The sequence below is a fragment of the Nakamurella lactea DSM 19367 genome, from assembly GCF_000426645.1.
GTDB lineage: Bacteria > Actinomycetota > Actinomycetes > Mycobacteriales > Nakamurellaceae > Nakamurella > Nakamurella lactea.
Genome location: NZ_AUFT01000027.1, coordinates 1 through 18248, shown reverse-complemented (window position 1 = coordinate 18248; position 18248 = coordinate 1). Strand labels below are relative to the sequence as shown.

The 18248-nt window shown below is 68.7% G+C and carries 18 protein-coding genes; 7 read left to right on the top strand and 11 right to left on the bottom strand.

Features of this window, described 5'->3' with window-relative positions; all coding sequences use genetic code 11:
• Together K340_RS0120890 and K340_RS32055 are read left to right on the top strand one after the other, a co-directional pair.
• The coding region (locus K340_RS0120890; RefSeq protein WP_029138127.1) for an aldehyde dehydrogenase family protein at positions 1 to 492 on the top strand (492 nt) is incomplete at its 5' end.
• 168 nt (positions 493 to 660) lie between these two features.
• A complete protein-coding gene (locus tag K340_RS32055; protein WP_211229572.1) occupies positions 661 to 1971 on the top strand; it encodes a primosomal protein in 1311 nt (436 codons plus the stop codon).
• A gap of 14 nt (positions 1972 to 1985) precedes the next feature.
• On the opposite strand, the gene K340_RS32050 is transcribed toward K340_RS32055, so the two are convergent.
• Positions 1986 to 2573 carry a TetR/AcrR family transcriptional regulator gene (locus K340_RS32050; RefSeq protein ID WP_161632157.1) on the bottom strand — a complete coding sequence of 196 codons (588 nt, stop codon included), beginning with the start codon at positions 2571 to 2573 and terminating at the stop codon, positions 1986 to 1988.
• Between the two features lie 22 nt (positions 2574 to 2595).
• On the opposite strand from K340_RS32050, the gene K340_RS0120875 reads away from it, so the two are divergent.
• On the top strand, positions 2596 to 3072 hold the full coding sequence (locus tag K340_RS0120875; RefSeq protein ID WP_029138126.1) for a DUF2867 domain-containing protein: 477 nt from the start codon (positions 2596 to 2598) through the stop codon (positions 3070 to 3072).
• A gap of 6 nt (positions 3073 to 3078) precedes the next feature.
• On the opposite strand, the gene K340_RS0120870 is transcribed toward K340_RS0120875, so the two are convergent.
• The 7 genes from K340_RS0120870 to K340_RS0120840 all read right to left on the bottom strand — a co-directional run bounded on the left by K340_RS0120870 (position 3079) and on the right by K340_RS0120840 (position 11450).
• Positions 3079 to 4197, bottom strand: coding sequence for an adenosine deaminase (locus K340_RS0120870; protein ID WP_029138125.1), 1119 nt, complete (start codon positions 4195 to 4197; stop codon positions 3079 to 3081).
• 34 nt (positions 4198 to 4231) lie between these two features.
• Positions 4232 to 5518 (bottom strand): thymidine phosphorylase, encoded by a 1287-nt coding sequence (locus tag K340_RS0120865; RefSeq protein ID WP_029138124.1) that lies wholly within the window; start codon positions 5516 to 5518, stop codon positions 4232 to 4234.
• Between the two features lie 123 nt (positions 5519 to 5641).
• Positions 5642 to 6049 (bottom strand): cytidine deaminase, encoded by a 408-nt coding sequence (locus K340_RS0120860; protein ID WP_029138123.1) that lies wholly within the window; start codon positions 6047 to 6049, stop codon positions 5642 to 5644.
• Between the two features lie 3 nt (positions 6050 to 6052).
• Positions 6053 to 7306, bottom strand: a complete 1254-nt coding sequence (locus tag K340_RS0120855; protein WP_029138122.1) for an ABC transporter permease — start codon at positions 7304 to 7306, stop codon at positions 6053 to 6055.
• On the bottom strand, positions 7303 to 8424 hold the full coding sequence (locus tag K340_RS0120850; RefSeq protein ID WP_037366049.1) for an ABC transporter permease: 1122 nt from the start codon (positions 8422 to 8424) through the stop codon (positions 7303 to 7305). The genes K340_RS0120855 and K340_RS0120850 overlap by 4 nt, the downstream gene beginning before the upstream one ends.
• Positions 8425 to 8491: 67 nt before the next feature.
• On the bottom strand, positions 8492 to 10084 hold the full coding sequence (locus tag K340_RS32045) for an ABC transporter ATP-binding protein (protein WP_051267080.1): 1593 nt from the start codon (positions 10082 to 10084) through the stop codon (positions 8492 to 8494).
• 151 nt (positions 10085 to 10235) lie between these two features.
• Positions 10236 to 11450: a BMP family lipoprotein gene (locus K340_RS0120840; RefSeq protein WP_051267085.1), complete on the bottom strand. Its 1215-nt coding sequence runs from the start codon at positions 11448 to 11450 to the stop codon at positions 10236 to 10238.
• A gap of 239 nt (positions 11451 to 11689) precedes the next feature.
• Between K340_RS0120840 and K340_RS0120835 the strand changes: the two genes are divergently transcribed.
• Genes K340_RS0120835 through K340_RS34640 form a run of 3 tightly spaced genes read left to right on the top strand, consistent with a single transcriptional unit; the run spans position 11690 to position 14121 of the window.
• Positions 11690 to 12181, top strand: coding sequence for a hypothetical protein (locus tag K340_RS0120835; RefSeq protein ID WP_029138119.1), 492 nt, complete (start codon positions 11690 to 11692; stop codon positions 12179 to 12181).
• Entirely contained in the window at positions 12178 to 12546 is a 369-nt protein-coding gene (locus tag K340_RS34645; protein WP_051267078.1) for a hypothetical protein, read from the top strand. Before K340_RS0120835 ends, K340_RS34645 begins: the two co-directional genes overlap by 4 nt.
• A gap of 36 nt (positions 12547 to 12582) precedes the next feature.
• Positions 12583 to 14121 carry a D-alanyl-D-alanine carboxypeptidase family protein gene (locus K340_RS34640; RefSeq protein ID WP_051267076.1) on the top strand — a complete coding sequence of 513 codons (1539 nt, stop codon included), beginning with the start codon at positions 12583 to 12585 and terminating at the stop codon, positions 14119 to 14121.
• A 42-nt stretch (positions 14122 to 14163) separates the two neighbouring features.
• Here K340_RS34640 and yhjD read toward each other — a convergent pair whose 3' ends face one another.
• From yhjD to K340_RS0120810, 3 genes are all read right to left on the bottom strand, one after another.
• Positions 14164 to 15333 (bottom strand): inner membrane protein YhjD, encoded by a 1170-nt coding sequence (gene yhjD / locus K340_RS32030; RefSeq protein WP_051267074.1) that lies wholly within the window; start codon positions 15331 to 15333, stop codon positions 14164 to 14166.
• A 15-nt stretch (positions 15334 to 15348) separates the two neighbouring features.
• Complete coding sequence (gene trpS, locus K340_RS0120815; protein ID WP_029138118.1) at positions 15349 to 16374, bottom strand: tryptophan--tRNA ligase; 1026 nt, start codon at positions 16372 to 16374, stop codon at positions 15349 to 15351.
• Positions 16375 to 16463: 89 nt separating this feature from the next.
• Complete coding sequence (locus tag K340_RS0120810; RefSeq protein ID WP_154674400.1) at positions 16464 to 17552, bottom strand: lysylphosphatidylglycerol synthase domain-containing protein; 1089 nt, start codon at positions 17550 to 17552, stop codon at positions 16464 to 16466.
• A 362-nt stretch (positions 17553 to 17914) separates the two neighbouring features.
• Between K340_RS0120810 and K340_RS0120805 the strand changes: the two genes are divergently transcribed.
• Positions 17915 to 18248, top strand: a 334-nt coding sequence (locus tag K340_RS0120805; RefSeq protein WP_211229573.1) for an IS110 family transposase, incomplete at its 3' end; no start/stop codon positions are given.

Sequence of the window (18248 nt, the reverse complement as noted above, 5' to 3'; positions counted from 1 at the left end):
AGCAACACCGACGCGTTGTACGGGCCGCTCAACAATGCCGCACAGCTCGAGCGGGTAGCCGCGATGGTGAGCCGGCTACCCGATCACGCCTCCGTGGACGCCGGCGGCAGCGCGCTCGACCGACCGGGCTTCTTCTACTCACCCACCGTGGTGTCGGCGCTGCGGCCGGACGACGAGGCGGTGAACGAGGAGATCTTCGGGCCCGTCATCACCGTGCAGAAGCTGTCCGCCGACGACACCGAAGCGGACGCGCTGCGACTGGGCAACGGAACTCCCTACGGTCTGGCGTCATCGGTATGGACCCGGGATCACGCCACGGCACTGCGGGTCTCGAACGCCCTCAACTTCGGCTGCGTCTGGATCAACACCCACATCCCGCTGGTGGCCGAGATGCCACACGGCGGATTCGGCCACTCCGGCTACGGCAAAGACCTGTCCATGTACGCGCTGGAGGACTACACCCGGGTCAAGCATGTGATGAGCGCACTCTGACCCGTAGCGGGGTTGTCCCGGCCACGTGTAGCGGGGTTGTCCCGGCCACGCGTAGCGGGGTTGTCCCGGCCACGCGTAGCGGGGTTGTCCCGCCGACCCGCTACCCTCGGGAGCGGCCCTGGGCGTCAGGCCGAATTGACGTGATATCTCCCGGAAGGACCCACTCACGTGGCTGCTGACATCGTCCCGATCCAACTCGGACTGACCGAGGGGAACGGCTACACCCTGTGGGCACCGCGCTGGTTGGAGGACGGCGAGGAATGGGAGGCCTTCCTCGGCCACGAGGACGACCTCTACGTCTTCCCGACGGTCGCGCAACTGGCCGCGTTCATCCGCGGCGTCGACGAGCACGACCTGTCCGATCACCCCGAGTGGGAGACGACGGTGACCGCGCTGGCCGACGAACTCAAGCCCGACGAGGACCACCGGTTCGACATCGTCGGGGTGCCGGACCTGGTGGCCGAACCCGCAGACGTCTGGGCGTTGGCCGAGCTGGCCGACATCGTGGCGATTCTCCGGTCGCTGGCCGAGGTCTGCGACCTCGAGGTGATCGAGGAGGTACTCGATTCCTCTGACGGGTTCGCGCTGCTGTCCCACGGCGAGGCGGCCTTCGCCGGCCGGACCGGCGAGAAGCTGTGGGACGAGATCGGCGGCGTGGTGGCCGAGAAGTGGGACAAGGTCGTCGACGCACTGGATCATCTGGTCACCACCCCCGAGGTCGACCCCGACGAATTGGCCACCGCCGAGGAAGAGCTCGCCGCCGTCGAAGCCGTGCTCACCGACGATTCCGATTCCGATGACGACGACGATGCCGAGCGCGACCCGGACCTGATCTTCTGGGACGGCGTCGGCATCGACCCGGTCGAGTTGACGGTCGGCGAACGCACCGGTTGGACCCTTCGCTGCTATCTGGACGAGGAGCCGGTGTTCCTGTCCACCGGAGGACGGGTGCTCATCTTCTCGTCGCCGGAACGGCTGGAGAACTACTTGACCGACGGCACGGTCAACAACTCGATGACGAACCTCGAGGCCTGGAGCGTGATCGGTTCGGCGATCGCCGAGGGCGATGCCGCCGTGGTCGCGGGTCCGGAGAACACCTACCAGCTCGACGGAGTCGCCGAGGGGCTGCTGACCGGACCGGGCGGGCTGAACCGCAAGCAACTGTCGCTGGCCACCGAGCTGCTGACCGATGCGGCCCTCGCCCGCGGCGACGACGAGACCACCGATGCGCTGAGCTCTGCTTCGCCGCTGGGACACCTGATCTCCGCGATCGTGCACCCCGATGCCGACCGGATTCCGCCGTCACCCCCGTTCGATGACGAGTCGGCGGCGTTCGTGGTGCTCACCGAGCGGTTCAGCGGGAACCTCGACTGGGACGCTCACGACGAAGCCGAACAGTTCGAGCAGCCTGCCGCCGATGACGACGAAGCCGATGACGACAACACCGCGGGTGACGAAGCCGCCGACGACAGCAGGTAGCTCTGGTCCGGCACTCAGGGCGCCGGCGACAACATCACGTCGATGATCGACGTCTTCAACGCGGCAGCGGCAGTCCGGGTCTGCGGCAGCAGGGACGGCAGTGCCCCGGCTAGTGCCTGTTGCCCGAGGTAGGCGAAGTAGGCGATCGTCGCGCGCCGGTGCGCCTCGGCGTCATCGAATCCGGCCTGACGCATCAGAACCTGCAGGTAGCCGATCCGTTCGGTGCTGATCTTCGTCATCATCGCCCGGACCGAGGGTTCGGTACTGGCCAGCAGCTGCAGCTCATTGCTCCGGACGCCTCGGCTGTGTCGTTCCTCGATGGTGGTGAACAGCCGCTCGTAACGTTCCCTGGCCGTCCCGCCGGCGTCCTCGACCTCATCGACGATCGCCCTGGTGTGTTCGTCCAGGTATTCCTGCAGAGCCGCGTCCAGCAACTCGCCGCGGGACCGGAAGTGGTGGTAGCCGGAGCCTTTCGTCGCGCCGAGTGTCGCCGCCAGCGGTTCGATGGCGACGGCGTCCGGCCCCGAGATCACGAGCGCGTGCACGGCGGCAGCGATCCAATCCTGACGGGACAGCCGGCGTCTTGGGGTTCCGTCGGTCATGACCATACGGTACCGTATGGTCATGTCGCTCACGTCCGACCTTCCCGCAGTGATGCGCTCGCAGGCCTTCGAGCGCTGCCCGCAGCCAGACTTCGCCGATTCACAGATCTTCGCCATCCCCGCCGGTTCCGAGCCCGATCCGGCGGCGTGGGTGCGGCGGATCTTCAGCCCGCGCAGCACGCCGTCGCCGGTGATGGCGCTGATGGCCGCCCGCAACGTGCTGGCGCCGCTGATCGGGGCCAAGTCGGGCGGCGCCGGCACCTTTCAGGTGGACTCGGTGGCCGGACAGGAAGCCCTGGTCGAGGTACGCGACCGACATCTCGACTTCTGGGCCGGCATTGCCGTCGACCCGGACCGGAACCTGTTGCAGGCCACCACGGTCGTCAGGTTCCACGGCTGGCGCGGCCGGCTGTACTTCGTGCCGGTCGGCGCTGTGCACGGACCGGTCTTCCGCTCGATGATCCAGCGAGCCATCCGCCGCACCGCGGCGGCCGGCTGACCCGGCTCAGCCGGCGTTGCCGATCAGGCGCGCATAGCCGGGCTTGATCACCGTGTTGATCAGCGTCAGTCGCTCGTCGAAGGGCAGGAAGGCCGACTTCATCGCATTGATGGTGAACCACTGCAACTTGTCCCAGCCGTAGCCGAAAGCCTCGACCAGGGCGGTCATCTCGCTGGTCATGCTGCAGCCGGACATCAGCCGGTTGTCGGTGTTCACGGTGACCCGGAACTTGAGGTCGGTGAGCAGACCGATCGGATGCTCGGCGATCGATGCCGCTGCCCCGGTCTGCACGTTCGAGCTCGGCGCCATCTCCAGCGGAATCCGCTTGTCGCGGATGTACTGGGCCAGCAGCCCGAGCGTCGGACCGCTGCCGTCGGTGGTCAGGTTGGAGTCGATGTCATCGACGATCCGCACGCCGTGGCCCAGCCGGTCGGCGCCGCACCACTGCAGTGCTTCCCAGATCGACGGCAATCCGAACCCCTCGCCGGCATGGATGGTGAAGTGCGCGTTCTCGCGTCGCAGGTACTCGAAGGCGTTCAGGTGCCGGCTCGGCGGGAACCCCGCCTCCGCGCCCGCGATATCGAACCCGGCCACCTCCCGATCACGGAAAGCCACTGCCAGCTCGGCGATCTCCAGCGAATAGGCGGCGTGCCGCATGGCCGTCAACAGTGCCCGGATCCGGATGGTGTTGCCGGCGGCGGCCGCCGCGGCGCTGCCGGCCGCGAACCCGTCCAGCACCGCCTGCACCACCTCGGCCAACGTCAGCCCGGTAGTGGTGTGCAGTTCCGGCGCGAACCGCACCTCGGCGTAGACCACCCCGTCGGCGGCCAGGTCCTGGGCGCATTCGGAGGCGACCCTGGTGAGCGCCTGCTTCGTCTGCATCACCCCGACGGTGTGCGCGAAGGTCTCCAGATACCGCTCCAGCGAACCGGAATCGGCTGCCTCGACGAACCAGCGGCCGAGCTCGTCGGCGTCGGTGCTCGGCAGTCCCTGGTAACCGTTCTGCGCCGCGAGTTCGATCACGGTGGCCGGCCGGAGGCCACCATCGAGGTGATCGTGCAGCAGTACCTTGGGAGCAGTGCGGATGGTGTCTGCGGTGAGGGCGGCCGGGGTGACGTTCGACATGAACAGACCGTACTGGTTGCGCCGCGGAATCCGCTCAGCCGCGAACGGTCTCCAGCACGATGCCGGGGCGTTCGGCGGCGGTCGCGCCGATGGTGACGGCGCCGGCGAGTTCGGCGATCGCCGCGTCGAACCGCTCCGGGGTGTCGGTGTGCAGCTCGAACAGCGGGTCACCGGCGTTGACGGCGTCCCCCGGTTTGGCCCGGCAGAGCAGGCCGGCGGCGTACTGCACCGCGTCCTCCTTGCGGGCCCGGCCGGCGCCGAGCCGCCAGGCGGCGGTGCCGACGGCCAGCGCATCCATCCCGGTGACCACGCCGGACGACTCCGCCGTCACCACCCGGGTGTGCTTCGGGGCCGGCAACGGGGCATCCGGGTCGCCGCCCTGCGCGCTCACCATCGCCCGCCAGCGGTCCATCGCCCTGCCCGAGGCCAGCACCTCGGCCGGATCGGCGTCCAGCCCGGCCAACGCAACCATCTCGGTGGCCAGCGCCAGGGTCAGCTCCACCACATCGGCCGGGCCGCCGCCGGCCAGCACCTCAAGCGACTCGGCCACCTCGACCGCGTTGCCGACTGCCAGCCCCAGCGGCACCGACATGTCGGTGAGCAGCGCAGTCGTCGAAACCCCGTGGGCCGCGCCGAGTTCCACCATGGTCCGGGCGAGGCGCCGGGCCGATTCCCGATCCTTCATGAACGCCCCGGAACCGACCTTGACGTCCAGCACCAGCGCATCGGTACCTTCGGCGATCTTCTTGCTCATGATCGACGCGGCGATCATCGGGATCGACTCGACCGTCGAGGTCACGTCCCGCAGCGCGTACAACTTGCGATCGGCCGGCGCGAGATCGGCGGAGGCCGCGCAGATCACCGCACCCACCTGGGCGAGCTGCGCCGTCATCGAAGTCGCTGAGAGCAGCGGGTTCCAGCCGGCGATGGACTCCATCTTGTCCAGGGTGCCGCCGGTGTGCCCGAGGCCACGGCCGGACAATTGCGGCACCGCCGCACCGCAGGCAGCGACCAGCGGCGCCAGCGGCAGCGAGATCTTGTCCCCCACACCGCCTGTCGAGTGCTTGTCGACGGTGGGCCGGCCGACCGTCGACAGGTCGAGCCGGATGCCGGAGCCGATCATCGCGGACGTCCAGCGGGCGATCTCCGGGGGCGTCATCCCGTTCAGGAAGATCGCCATCAGCAGCGCCGACATCTGCTCCTCTGCCACCTCGCCGCGGGTGTAGGCATCGATCACCCAGTCGACCTGCTCGTCGGTCAGCGCGCCACCGTCCCGCTTGGCGCGGATTACGTCCACCGCCGCAAATCCCTGCTGTGCCATCTGCTCTCCTTCGGCGCTTATCAACATCTCAGGCGCTTTCCAACTTGGACGTTGTGGGACTGGAGTGGCGCAAGTAGTCAATTTCGCAAGCGCCTTCGATGTTGATAAGCGCCACCAGGGGGGTCAGGTGGGGAGGAACTCGGGGCCGAAGGCGGCGGGCAGCACCCAGGTCATGTCGCGGGGACCCTCGGGGGTGTCCACCAACAACGATGGCCCGCCGAACTCGTAGATCACCTGACGGCACCGGCCGCAGGGCATCAGCAGCTCCCCGGCACCCGACCGGCAGGCCACCGCGACCAGGGCGCCGCCGCCGGACAGGTGCAGCTGGCCGGCCATCGTCACCTCGGCGCAGGCACCCAGTCCGTACGAGGCGTTCTCCACGTTGCAGCCGGTGATCACCCGCAGCTGCCCGTCGGCGCCGCGCACCAACGCCGCCGCCCCTACCTGTAACCGCGAGTACGGGCAGTACGCCGACTGCGCCGCGTTGATCGCGGTGCGCCGCAACGCTTCCCAATCGATGTCGGCAGTCATCGGCTAATGCTCACCCTTGCGGTAGATCAGGCCGTCGGCCTTGGGCATTCGCAGATTCTGCGACGCCAGGCCCATCACCAGCAGGGTGATCGCGTACGGCGCCGCCGTCACCAGCTGACCAGGCAGGTCGTCGGTGCTGAAGAACCAGATCGCCGACAGCGCAGCGATCACCAGGCTCACCGCACCGATCGTGTAGTGGCCGCGCCGCATCTGCAGGATCGCCACCACCACCAGGGCCACCGCCAGGATCAGCAGCAGCGCGTGGATCGCGCCACCGGTGTCGTACAGCTGCATGCCGTCGGTGTAGCCGAACAGCGCGGCACCCATCGCCATCCCGCCCGGCCGCCAGTTGCCGAAGATCATCGCGGCCAGCCCGATGTAGCCGCGGCCGCCCGTCTGTCCGTCCTGGAACTTCAGGCCCACCACCAGGAATGCCCCGGCCAGCCCGGCGGTCGCGCCGGAGATGGTGACCGCGGCGAACTTGTACTTGATCACGTTGACGCCCAGCGACTCGGCGGCATAGGGCGCCTCGCCGCAGGACCGCACCCGCAGGCCGAACCTGGTGCGCCACAGCACCCAGCCGCTCAGCACGATGAGCAGCACCGCCAGTACGGTGAACACGCTCAGGTGGGTAGTGGCGCCACGCAGGATGCCGGCCAGGTCGGAGACGAAGAAGATCTGCTTGTCCTCGATGGTGCCCAGCCAGTTGCTCAACCCGGGAATGGTGATCCGATAGACGTCGCTCACCGGCGGCGACTGCTTCTGCCCGCCGCCGGGCGCGTTGGTGAACAACAGCTTCGCCAGATACAGGGTGAACCCCGGCGCGATGATGTTGATCGCCACACCGGAGATGATGTGGTCGACCCCGAAGGTGACGGTGGCCATCGCGTGCAGCAGCCCACCGAGTGCCCCGCAGACCAGCGCGAAGAAGATGCCGGCCCACGGACCCCACTGGTAGCCCGCCCAGCCGGCGCCGAAGGTGCCGAGCACCATCATTCCCTCGATGCCGATGTTCACCACGCCGGAGCGCTCCGACCACAGGCCGGACAGCCCGGCCAGCGCGATCGGCGCGGCCGCCCCGATCGCCGCCTGGATGGCGCCGGAGGACGTCAGGTTGGTCGCGCCGGTGAGCTGCCGGACCGTCGCGAACAGCAGCAGCCCGAGCGCGGCCAGGCCGACCCAGGCCAGCGGACCGAGGGTCCGCGCCTTCTTCTTGACCGGCCGGGCCAGCGGCTCCGGATCCGTCGTCATCGTCATCGCGCCGCCACCTCGTTCGGGTCGCCGGTCGTCCTGGCCGCGGCCAGCGTTCTGGCCACCGCCTTCTGTTCCAGCACCAGCCGGTACCGCCGGACCACCTCGTAGGCGATCACCACCGCGAACAGCATCACGCCCTGCATGATGGTGACCAGTTCCTTGGGCACCCCGGCGCCCTGCAGCGAGTTGGACGAGGAGTCCAGGGCCGACCAGAGCAACGCCGAGAAGACCATCCCGACCGGGTGGTTGCGGCCCAGCAGCGCGATCGCGATGCCGGTGAAGCCGATGCCGGCCGGGAAGTTCAGCGAATAGGCGTGGGTGTCGCCGTTCAGCAGTTCCGGCATGCCGACCAGCCCGGCGATCGCGCCGGACAGCAGCATCGCCGACACCACCATCCGCTTGACGCTGATACCGCTGGCCACCGCGGAGGTCTCGGACAGTCCGGTGGCCTTGATGGAGAAGCCGAACACGGTGCGGTTCAACACCCACCAGTAGCCGAGCCCGACCAGTGCGGCCAGGAAGATCAAGGTGTAGAGCTGGCTGGACGAGCCGGGGATGTCGATGTTCGGCAGGTACCCGCCCTCGGTGATCGGCTGGGTCAGCACGTTGTTGCCCTGCGCGATGGCCAACCGGCCCGGCGCCAGCAGATAGGCGATCAGCGCGGTGGCGATGGCGTTCAGCATGATCGTGGAGATCACCTCGCTGACCCCGCGAGTGGCCTTGAGGAACGCGGCGATGCCGGCCCAGGCCGCGCCGACGGCCATCGCCGCGGCCAGCGTCAGGATGATCCGCAGTACCGACGGCAACCCGGACATGAACGCGCCGCCGGCGAACGCGGCGGCCAACATCGCCGCCAGCCGGTACTGCCCGTCGACGCCGATGTTGAACAGGTTCATCTTGAAGCCGATGGCCACCGCCACCGCCGCCAGGTAGTAGGTGGTCGCGGTGTTCACCGTGTTGACCACGATCCGCGGCGTCTTGAACGCGCCGCCGAGCGCGGCATAGGCGTCGAACGGGTTGCTGCCGGTCAGCAACAGCACCAACGTGGTGACGATGAACGCCACCACCAGCGCCCCGAGCGGTGCGGCGACGGCGAGCCAGAACCGGCGACTGTTCGTCATGATTTCATCCCTGAAGTCCCTCGCGGGCGGTCCTCGTGCTGTGCCGATGGTTCGTTCGCAAGCTCACTCACGAAGCCACCTGCCCGAGGTCGCCGCCGGTCATCGCGATGCCGAGCTGCTCGGGCGTCACCGCTGCGGGGTCGTAGCTGCCGGCCAGCTTGCCGCGCAGGATCACCGTCAGCGTGTCGGACATCCCGATCAGCTCCTCCAGGTCGGCCGAGATGAGCAGTACCGCCAGACCGGCCTCGCGCGCCCGCCGCAGGTGCTCCCAGATCGCCGCCTGGGCACCGACATCGACGCCGCGGGTGGGGTGGGAGGCGATCAGCAGCACCGGGTCACCGCTCATCTCCCGGCCAACGATCAGCTTCTGCTGGTTCCCGCCCGACAGCGAGTTCGCCTTCACCTCGATGCCGGGGGTGCGGACGTCGTACTCATCGACGATCCGCTGGGTGTCCTTACGCGCACCGGACCGGTTCAACCGGAAACCCCGGGCTGACGGAGGCCGCGTCTGGTGCCCGAGAATCCTGTTCTCCCAGAGGGTTCCCTCCAGGATCAACCCCTGGCGATGCCGGTCCTCCGGAATGAAGCCGATCCCCGCCTCACGCCGGCGCAGGGTGGACAGCTTGGTGACGTCCACCCCGGCCAGTTCGACCCGGCCGGCGCTGATCGGCCGGATCCCCATGATCGCGTCGACCAGTTCGGCCTGCCCGTTGCCCTCGACCCCGGCGATCCCGAGCACCTCGCCCGCGTGGATCGCGGCGGTGATGTCGGTGAGTACCGGGCGGCCGTCCCCGTCGACGACCGTCACGCCGGCCAGATCGAGCACCACCCGGTCGGTGACCGTGGAGTCGCGCAGCTCGGGAACCGGCAGTTCGGAGCCGACCATCATCTCGGCGAGCTGGGAGTTGGTGACGGCCTTCGGATCTGCGGTGCCGACGGTGGTGCCGCGGCGGATGACGGTGATCTCGTCCGCGATCGCCCGCACCTCGTCGAGCTTGTGCGAGATGAAGATGATCGTCAGCCCCTCGCTCTTGAGCTCGCGCAGGTTGCCGAACAGCTCGTCGACCTCTTGCGGCACCAGCACGGCGGTCGGCTCGTCCAGAATGAGGATCTTCGCCCCGCGGTAGAGCACCTTGATGATCTCCACCCGTTGCCGCTCGCCGACGCCGAGCGATTCGACCAGCCGTTCCGGGTCGACCGTCAGCCCGTAGCTGGTGCCCAGCGCGCGGATCTTGTCGATCGCCGATCGGGAGTCCAGCCGGACTCCGTTGACCGGTTCGGATCCCAGGACGATGTTCTCCCAGACCGTCAGGTTGTCGGCCAACATGAAGTGCTGGTGCACCATGCCGATGCCGGCGGCGATCGCGTCGGCCGGACTGTGGAAGGTGACGGGCCGGCCGTCGACCTCGATGCTGCCCTCGTCCGGGCGGTGCATTCCGTACAGCGTCTTCATCAGCGTCGACTTGCCCGCGCCGTTCTCCCCGACCAGCGCGTGCACGGTGCCGCGGGCGACGGTGAAGGTGATGTCGGAGTTCGCGACGACGCCAGGGAAGCGCTTGGTGATCCCGGTCAGCTGCACGGCCGGCGGTGCACCAGCCCCGCGGGTGACGGGTGGCGGCTCGACCGGATCGCCCGGCGGCGGGTCTGCTGGATGGGCCATGTTCTGCCTTCCGCGTGGTGAGCCGAGCTGACGGTGCCGTTCAGAGACAGTGGCACCTCAGTGCTGTGCATATCAGAAGCTGTGCATATCAGAAACGGTCCGGTCCCGACAGGTTGCACCCGCCGGGACCGGACCGACTCACTGCAGCGGATCAGCCGACGGTGCTCGGCACCTTGATCTCACCGGAGATGATCTTCGCCTTGGCCGCTTCCAGCTGCGGCACGATGTCGTCGACGAACCCGCCGGAGGTGGCGTAGCCGACGCCACCGACCTTGAGGTCGTAGACGTGCTGGCCGGTGAGCGGCTTGCCGTTCACCGCGCCGGCGATGTCGTCCCACACCGCGACGTCGACGTTCTTGACCATCGAGGTCAGGATGACGTCCTTGACCGCGGACAGGGTCGGGGCGTTGTACTGGTCGGAGTCGACGCCGATCCCCCAGCCCTTGGCCGCCTTGGCCGCCTTGAAGACGCCGGCGCCGGAACCGCCGGCCGCTGCGTACACGATGTCCGACCCGCCGTCGTACATGCCCTTGGCGATGGTCTCGCCCTTACCCGGGTCGTTGAACCCGGAGAAGTCCGGCGGCTCGGTGATGTACTTGGGGGTGACGGTGTCGTCGGCCTTGGTGGCCTTGACCCCGGCCTCGAAACCGGCCTGGAACTTCTGGATCAGCGGGGTGTTGACGCCGCCGACGAAGCCGATCTTGCCGGTCTTCGACTTGAGCGCGGCCGCAACGCCGACCAGGTAGGAGCCCTGCTCCTCGGCGAAGGTCAGGCAGGCGACGTTCTTCACCGGTCCGCCCTTGGCGGCCGGGTCGCAGAGCGTCGCGTCGTCGATGATCGCGAAGTGCACATCCGGGTAGTCCGGGGCGGCCTTGGCCAGTGCCGGCTCGTAGGCGAACCCGACGGCGATGACGACGTTCGCCCCGCCCTCGGCGAGCTGTCGCAGCCGGTCCTCGCGCTGCGCGTCGGTGTCGGTGGCGGTGGCCTCGATCTCGTTGACGATCGTCACCCCGGCGGCCTTGGCCTTGTCCAGGCCGCGGGCGGCCGAGTCGTTGAACGACTGGTCACCACGACCGCCGACGTCGTACGCCATGCCGACCTTGACCGCGGCCTTGTCGCCCGTCATCTCGACGGCTGGGGGGGCCCCGGAACCCGTGGCAGCCGGCGACTCACTGGTCGCAGCCGGCGACTCACTGGTCGCGGCCGGCGACTCGCTGGTCGGGGCAGACGTCGGGGCAGACGTCGTTCCGCTACCCGCGTTGTTGTCGCTGCCGCAGGCGCTGAGCACCAGGGCCAACGCCGCTGTTCCGGCCAGGGCCGCGGCCCGGAAGCGCCGGGAACCATTGCGCTCAATGCGCACGGTCATCACCATCCTTGTCGTTGAGCACCCGCGATGGCATGGACCCAGGTAGGGCCCGCCACCGCATCCGAGAGCATGCGCCCGGGGGTAAGGGGACGAGTCACCGTAACCGCCCGATCGGCCTAACGGAATGCCTGACCAGCCTGCGCGACGAGATCGTTACAGTGAAGTGGCCGTTCCTGCCGTTCGCGACCACGTGAGGACCACCGCGCTTGCCGCCACCGACCGTCAGTCCAGGCCGAGGCGTGACCCGCCGCGGCCCCCGTCGGCGATGGCTGCCGCGAACCGGTCCGAAGGCCCGCTGGCCGGCCAGGGCGCGGGTCGCCGGCCAGAGTGCCCTGCTGGTCACCGTCCTGCTGCTGATCTGCGGTTTCCTGCTGGTCCGCTATTCACCCGAGCGATTCCTGCGGCTGGTCGACGTGTATCGCTCGCTGCCGGTCGCGGTGGTCGCGGTGGTACTGGTCTCCGGCGTCATCTACTTCGCGTTGGACACGGTCCGGCTGCTGATCATGCAGTACGCCGATGCCCGCGATGACGGACGCGTGGCGGAGGCCGGACCGAGCACCGCGAGTTCCGGCCGCAGCGGAACCCGACCGGTCACCGCATCCGGTACCAGCGAGCTGCTGCGCCGCCGGCTGCTGTTGGCGACCCTCGGTTTCTGGCTGTTGCTGACGGTGATCGCGGCCGTGCTGTTGCTGTGGTATCCGTCCTCCGTGCTATTCGGAGGGACAGGATGACCACACCGCGTAACCGAGCCGGCATCGCCACCCGGCCGACGGCCGCGCCGCGCGCCCGGCTCTGGCTGGGGCTGGCCGCCGTACTGCTGCTGCTCGGACACCTGCTGCCGGTCTACCTGCTCGGCGGCGGCATCAGCCGGCTGGACTGGAACTCGATGGCCGCCCGCTGGGCCACCGGCATCGGACTGGTCTGGGACCTGGCGATGGTCTGGGTGACGGCCGGCTACGCGGCGCTGGTGCTGCACGACCGCCGCCGTGCCGGTCGCAGCGGGCCGGCGTACCAGCTGGTGTCCAGCGTGGTGGTCGCGGCCATCGCCGTCTTCGCAACGGCTGCGATGCTCACCACAGACCTCTCGCTCGGCTGAAAGCCGGTTCCCGGCCACTCGGTACCCTGCCAAGCGATGATCCTTTCGGACCCGTACCCACGTTCCCGTCGTCGACGCCGTTCGGCCGCCGGCTCCCTGCTGGTCTGCCTCGCGCTGCTGGCGGCTCCGGTGGTCGGCACCGTGCCGTTCCCCGGCGGCCCGTTCGGCGTCAGCCCGGCGGCCGCCGACGAGGATCCGAGCGTGCTGCCGCCGAGCGAGACGGTGAGCACCCCGAACACCGACGACTGCTCACAGCAGACCCTGCCGCCGGCGGCCGACGACACCTCCGAGGCGGTGCCGTCCGGCCGGACATCGCCGGCTCCGTTGCCCGTGCCGACCCGCACGGTGGGTGGTGCCCGGCTGGCCGAGTGCGGGTTCGCGATGCCCAAGGGCGCGCCGGCGCTGCCACCGGACATCAGCGCGGCGGCCTGGCTGATCGCCGACATGGACACCGGCGACGTGCTGGCGGCCAAGGACGCGCACGGTCGCTATCGGCCGGCAAGCACCCTCAAGCTGCTGACGATGAATGTGTTGCTGCGCAACCTGAAAGACCTGAACAAGGTGGTGGTCGGCACCCAACAGGACGCCGACCAGGAAGGGTCACGGGTGGGCATCGGCCCTGGCGGCCGCTACACCGTCAAGCAATTGATGCAGTTCCTGATGATGGGTTCGGGCAACGACGTCGCGTTCGCGCTGGCCCGCGCCAACGGCGGCTACGACAAGACCGTCAAGGACATGAACGCCAGGGCGAAGGCGTTGGGCGCTTTCGACACCAGGGCCGCGACGGTGTCCGGCCTTGACGGCCCTGGACAGATGACCTCGGCCTACGACCTGGCGTTGATCGCCCGGTCGGACATGGAGCAGTCCGCGTTTCCCGGGATCATCTCCACCAAGTACTCGACGGTGCCCGGGTTCGGCGACTACGCCGAGTTCGGCATCGCCAACGAGAACCAGTTGTTGTTCGGGTATCCGGGAGCATTGGGCGGCAAGACCGGCTACACCGACGCCGCCGGGAACACCTACGTCGGGATGGCCGAGAAGGACGGCCGCCGACTGGTGGTGACCATGCTGGCCGGCACCCAGCACCCCCGTCGCCAGTGGATGCAGGCGGCGTCGCTGCTGGACTGGGGATTCGCGCTGCCGGACGGCGCCACCCCGGTTGGCCGGTTGGTGGCCTCTGCCGCCGAGGCGACCGGGATCGCCCAAACCCCTTCGGTGCCACCGGCTTCGACCCGTTCCACCCTCACCCTCGGGACCAGCCGGTCCTCCGGCGCCGCGGTGCCGACCACCGGCTCGATGGCTACCGGCGCCGGTAGCTCGGCGGCGACGGAATCGGCGGCCGCCGACACCTCCGGGACCAATATCGCGGTCTGGATCGGCATCGTCCTGGTGGTGCTGCTGGCAGCCGTCGCGGTGTTGATGGGACTGCGCGGTTCCGGTCGGCGGACGCCGGCGCACGCCGCCGGTGCCCGGCAGGCGGCCCCGCCCGGGCCCACCGATCCGCCGGCGCCGACCAACCCGCCGGCACCGGCCGACCCACCCCCGCCGACCGACCCACCCGCGCCCGCCGGATAGCCGCGCCCGCCGGATAGCGGCGGGCGCCGGATAGCGGCGCCGTCAGCCCCGATTCCGGCGGTTGCGCCGGCCGGCCAGGAACCCGGCCAGAGCGCCGATGCCGAGCAGGCCGGCCGTTCTGGTCGGCCCGGTCTCGTCGTGCACCACCACGGCGGGGCCGGGTATCTCCGGCAGCACCACCTCCGGATCGACCTGACCCGGCGCGGTGCCGATCCACGCGGCGACGAACAGCACCAGCTTGGCGACCAGGTTGAAGAAGAACAGCAGCACGATGATCGACCCGAACACCGCGAAGGTCGGCGACGTCGTCAGCCGCGGGATCAGGAACGTCATTGCCAGTTTGAGCACCTCGAATCCGACGGCGGCGGCGACCGATCCCTTGAGCAGTGTGGCCGGTGACGGGCTGTACTCCGGGATCTTCATCATCCGGAAGAACCAGCCGAACATCAGCGTGCTGGCGACGATCGCCAGCAGGAACGGCACCACCGAGAAGAATGGCCGCAGCCAACCGACCTCATCCAGCCCGAGCCAGTCGATCACCAGGCTCTGCGCCGAGCCGCCGGCGGTGGTCAGCGCCAGGGACAGCAGCATGGCGATGCCGAGGCCGATCAAGGTGAGCAGATCCTTCGCGTACCGGACGTAGAACTTCTCCTTCTTCTCGGCCTCGGTCTTCTCCCATCGCAGCCGCCACTGCGCGTGCACCGCATCCCGGACGTTCGACATCCAGCCGACACCGGAATAGAGGGCGATCACCAGGCCGACGATGCCGATCCCCAGCGCACTGTTGAGTGCCGATTCGATGACGCCGTTCATCAGACCGCCGGGTATCTGCTCGTTGACCTGGTCCTTCAGGTCGTCCAGCGCCTGCTGGTTGCCCTGCAGCACGAACGCCGCAACAGCGAAGGCGACCATCAGCACCGGCACCACGGCCAGGAAGGAGAAGTAGGTGATGGCGGCGCCGAACTGATTGCCGAGCCGGTCGGTGAACCTGGCCGCGGCCTTGATCAGGTGGTCGACCCAGGGCTTCCGGGTGACCTTCGCCGCCAACGCCTTGGCCTTCACCACGGCCGATTCGTCGGCTGCGGCGTCGGCCGGGTTCGCGGCGTCGGTCACCGCGCCGAGCAACACGCCCTGCTCGGCCCGCCGCATCCGGTCCCGGTAACTGCCGCCGAGGCCGATCGGGTCGTCGGCGCCCGACCCTGGCTCGTTCATCGGGACCCTCCTGTTTCAGCCGGCGAGGAACCCGACCTTGTCATAGACGGACGCCACTGTCGCGTCGGCGACCCTCCGCGCCTTGTCGGCGCCGGCTGCCAGCACCCGGTCGAGTTCGGCGGGATCGGACAGCAGGGCGGAAACCTTTTCCTGCAGAGGGGTGACGAACTCCACGAAGGCGTCGGCCAGATCGCCCTTGAGGTCGCCGTAACCCTTGCCCGCGTAGGCCTGTTCGAGATCGCCGATGCCGCGGTCCGTGAGTACCGAGAGCAGGGTGAGCAAATTGGAGACGCCGGGCTTGGCCTGCTGGTCGTACCGGATCTCCCGCTCTGTGTCGGTGACGGCGCTCTTGATCTGCTTGACCGAAGTCTTGACCGGCGCCAGCAGATCGAGCGAACCGCCGGGTGACGACTTGCTCATCTTGGCGCTCGGGTCGGTCAGGTCGTAGATCTTCGCCGTCTCCTCGAGGATGTACGGCTCGGGGACGGTGAAGGCCTTGCCGAAACGAGAGTTGAAGCGCTGGGCCAGGTTCCGGGTCAGTTCCAGGTGCTGCCGCTGGTCCTCGCCGACCGGAACCCGGTCCGCCTGGTAGACCAGGATGTCCGCGGCCATCAGCACCGGGTAGGTGAACAGACCGACGCTGGTCCGGTCGGCGCCGGTCCGGCTCGACTTGTCCTTGAACTGCGTCATCCGGCCCGCCTCGCCGAATCCGGTCTGGCACTCCAGCACCCAGCTGAGCTGGGTGTGCGCCGGCACCTGCGACTGGACGAACAACGTCGAGGTGTCCGGATCGATCCCCATCGCCAGCAATTGTGCGGCGGCGATCCTGGTGCGCTGCCGCAGTTGTGCCGGATCGGTCTCCACGGTGATCGCGTGCAGGTCGACCACGGTGTAGAACGCGTCATGGGTCTGCTGCAGGGCCACCCACTGCCGCAGCGCCCCCAGATAGTTGCCGATGTGGAACGAATCGGCGGTCGGCTGGATCCCGGACAGGACACGGGGACGATCGGTGGCGGCGTGCTCAGGATGCATATCGCTCATCTTGGCATCCCCGACCGGTGCCGTCGGCCGCACCCGGGGTCCGTCGGCCGCACCCGGGTCCGTCAGCCCGCGCGGGTCCTACCGCACCGTCAGGGCCGGCCGGCAACCGGCAGGTCGAGTTCGCCGTCCTTGCCGGACCGTCGCCACAGGGTGAGCGCGACCAGACCGGGGATCAACGGGAACGCCAACGTCGCCGCCCGCCAGATCACCAATGAGGCGATCAGGTCGGCCTGGTCGACCGTGCTGACGTCGTTGAGCAGCGCGATCAACGCGGCGTCGAGCACGCCGATGCCGGCGAACGGGAAGAAGGTCAGCGGGTAGACACAGAGGACGGCCGCGATCACCACGAGGTAGGGCAGGGCCGAGGCCGGAATTCCGACGAAACGCATGCACAGGACCACCACCGTGCCGTCGACCACCACGAACGCCACCAGGGCCAGTGCACCCGGCAGCATCCGGCGGCCCAGATCGGACGACGAGTCGCGCTGGAAGCCGATCAACCGCGCGGACCACTCGTCCGGATCGATCCGTTTGCGGACCTTGTGCAGCACGTTGCCGATCCCCCGGCCGACCGCCGCTGCGACGTTCTCGCCCTTGGAGATCAGCGCCAGGATCCCGATCAGACCGAGGGTGAGAGCCCCACCCCAGGCCGCCGCCCACCAGTAGGTGGCACCGGCCGAGCGCAGGAACAACGCGAGGGTCAGACCGAGCAGCGGTACCGCAAACCTGGTCATGTAGAACAGCAACGTGTTCAGCGCGAGTGCGGCCGCGCCCCGGGACGAGTCGATGCGCCAGGACTTGAACATGGCCAGCCGCAACACGATCTCCGACGGCGGCGGCGTGAAGGTGGTGATCATCGTTCCGGCGAGGCCGTTCATCACCGCCCTGCCCAGCCCGAGCCCGGGCACCAGGAAGACCAGCGGCACCGCGCTGAGAGTCTGTCGGACCAGTACCACCGCCAGAATGATCGCGAGCTGCCACCAGTGCAGGCGGCCCATCGCATCGAGCACCTGGCTCCAGTCCACCCGGCGGGCCAACCGGATCACCAGGACGACCCCGACCGCGGCGATCACCAGCTTCAGCACCAGCAGCAGCGGCCCCCGCCAGGCCGGCGCGGCCGGCGCGGCCGGCGCGGCCGGCGCGGCCGATGCGGGCGGTGCAGCCTCCGGCTCGCTCATGCGTTCCACCTTGCTCACTGGTGCACCATCCTTAGGTCAGTGATTTCAGATGGATTGCTGATGCGCCCGAGGTGCCGCCAGTTCATCGCCGAGCTTGCTCGACACGGTTGATGTCCATCATGAGATCTGCGAGGACTGGTGGTTACCCGGGACGTGCGGACCGTCGACAGGGCTGAGCGCCAACGCCAACACTGGCTGCGAGCGCCGATCAGTGAGCGAACCGGCAGCCACGTTCCGGAACCACTGGCATACGAGGGCGCCTCCCCACTGGTACTAGCAGCGAGGAGGCTGACGTGAAGTCTGCCACCAGAACGACCAGCATCACCACCAGCACGACCAGTACGACCAGTACGACAGACGGTCTGCCCCCGGAGCCGGCGAACGGGGTGACCGGTGGCCTGGACTGGGCCAACGACGACCACGCGGTATCGGTCGTCGACACCCGCGGCAAACAAGTCCTGCGGCACACCGTTGAACACACCAGTGCCGGCCTGCACGAGCTTGTCCAGGCCCTGACCGGCGCCGGCTGTACCGAGGTCGCGATCGAACGACCAGACGGACCGGTCGTCGACACACTCCTGGCCGCCGGACTGACGGTAGTAGTGATCAGCCCGAACCAAGTGAAGAACCTGCGCAGCCGCTACGGCTCCGCGGGCAACAAAGACGACCGCTTCGACGCATTCGTGCTGGCCGACA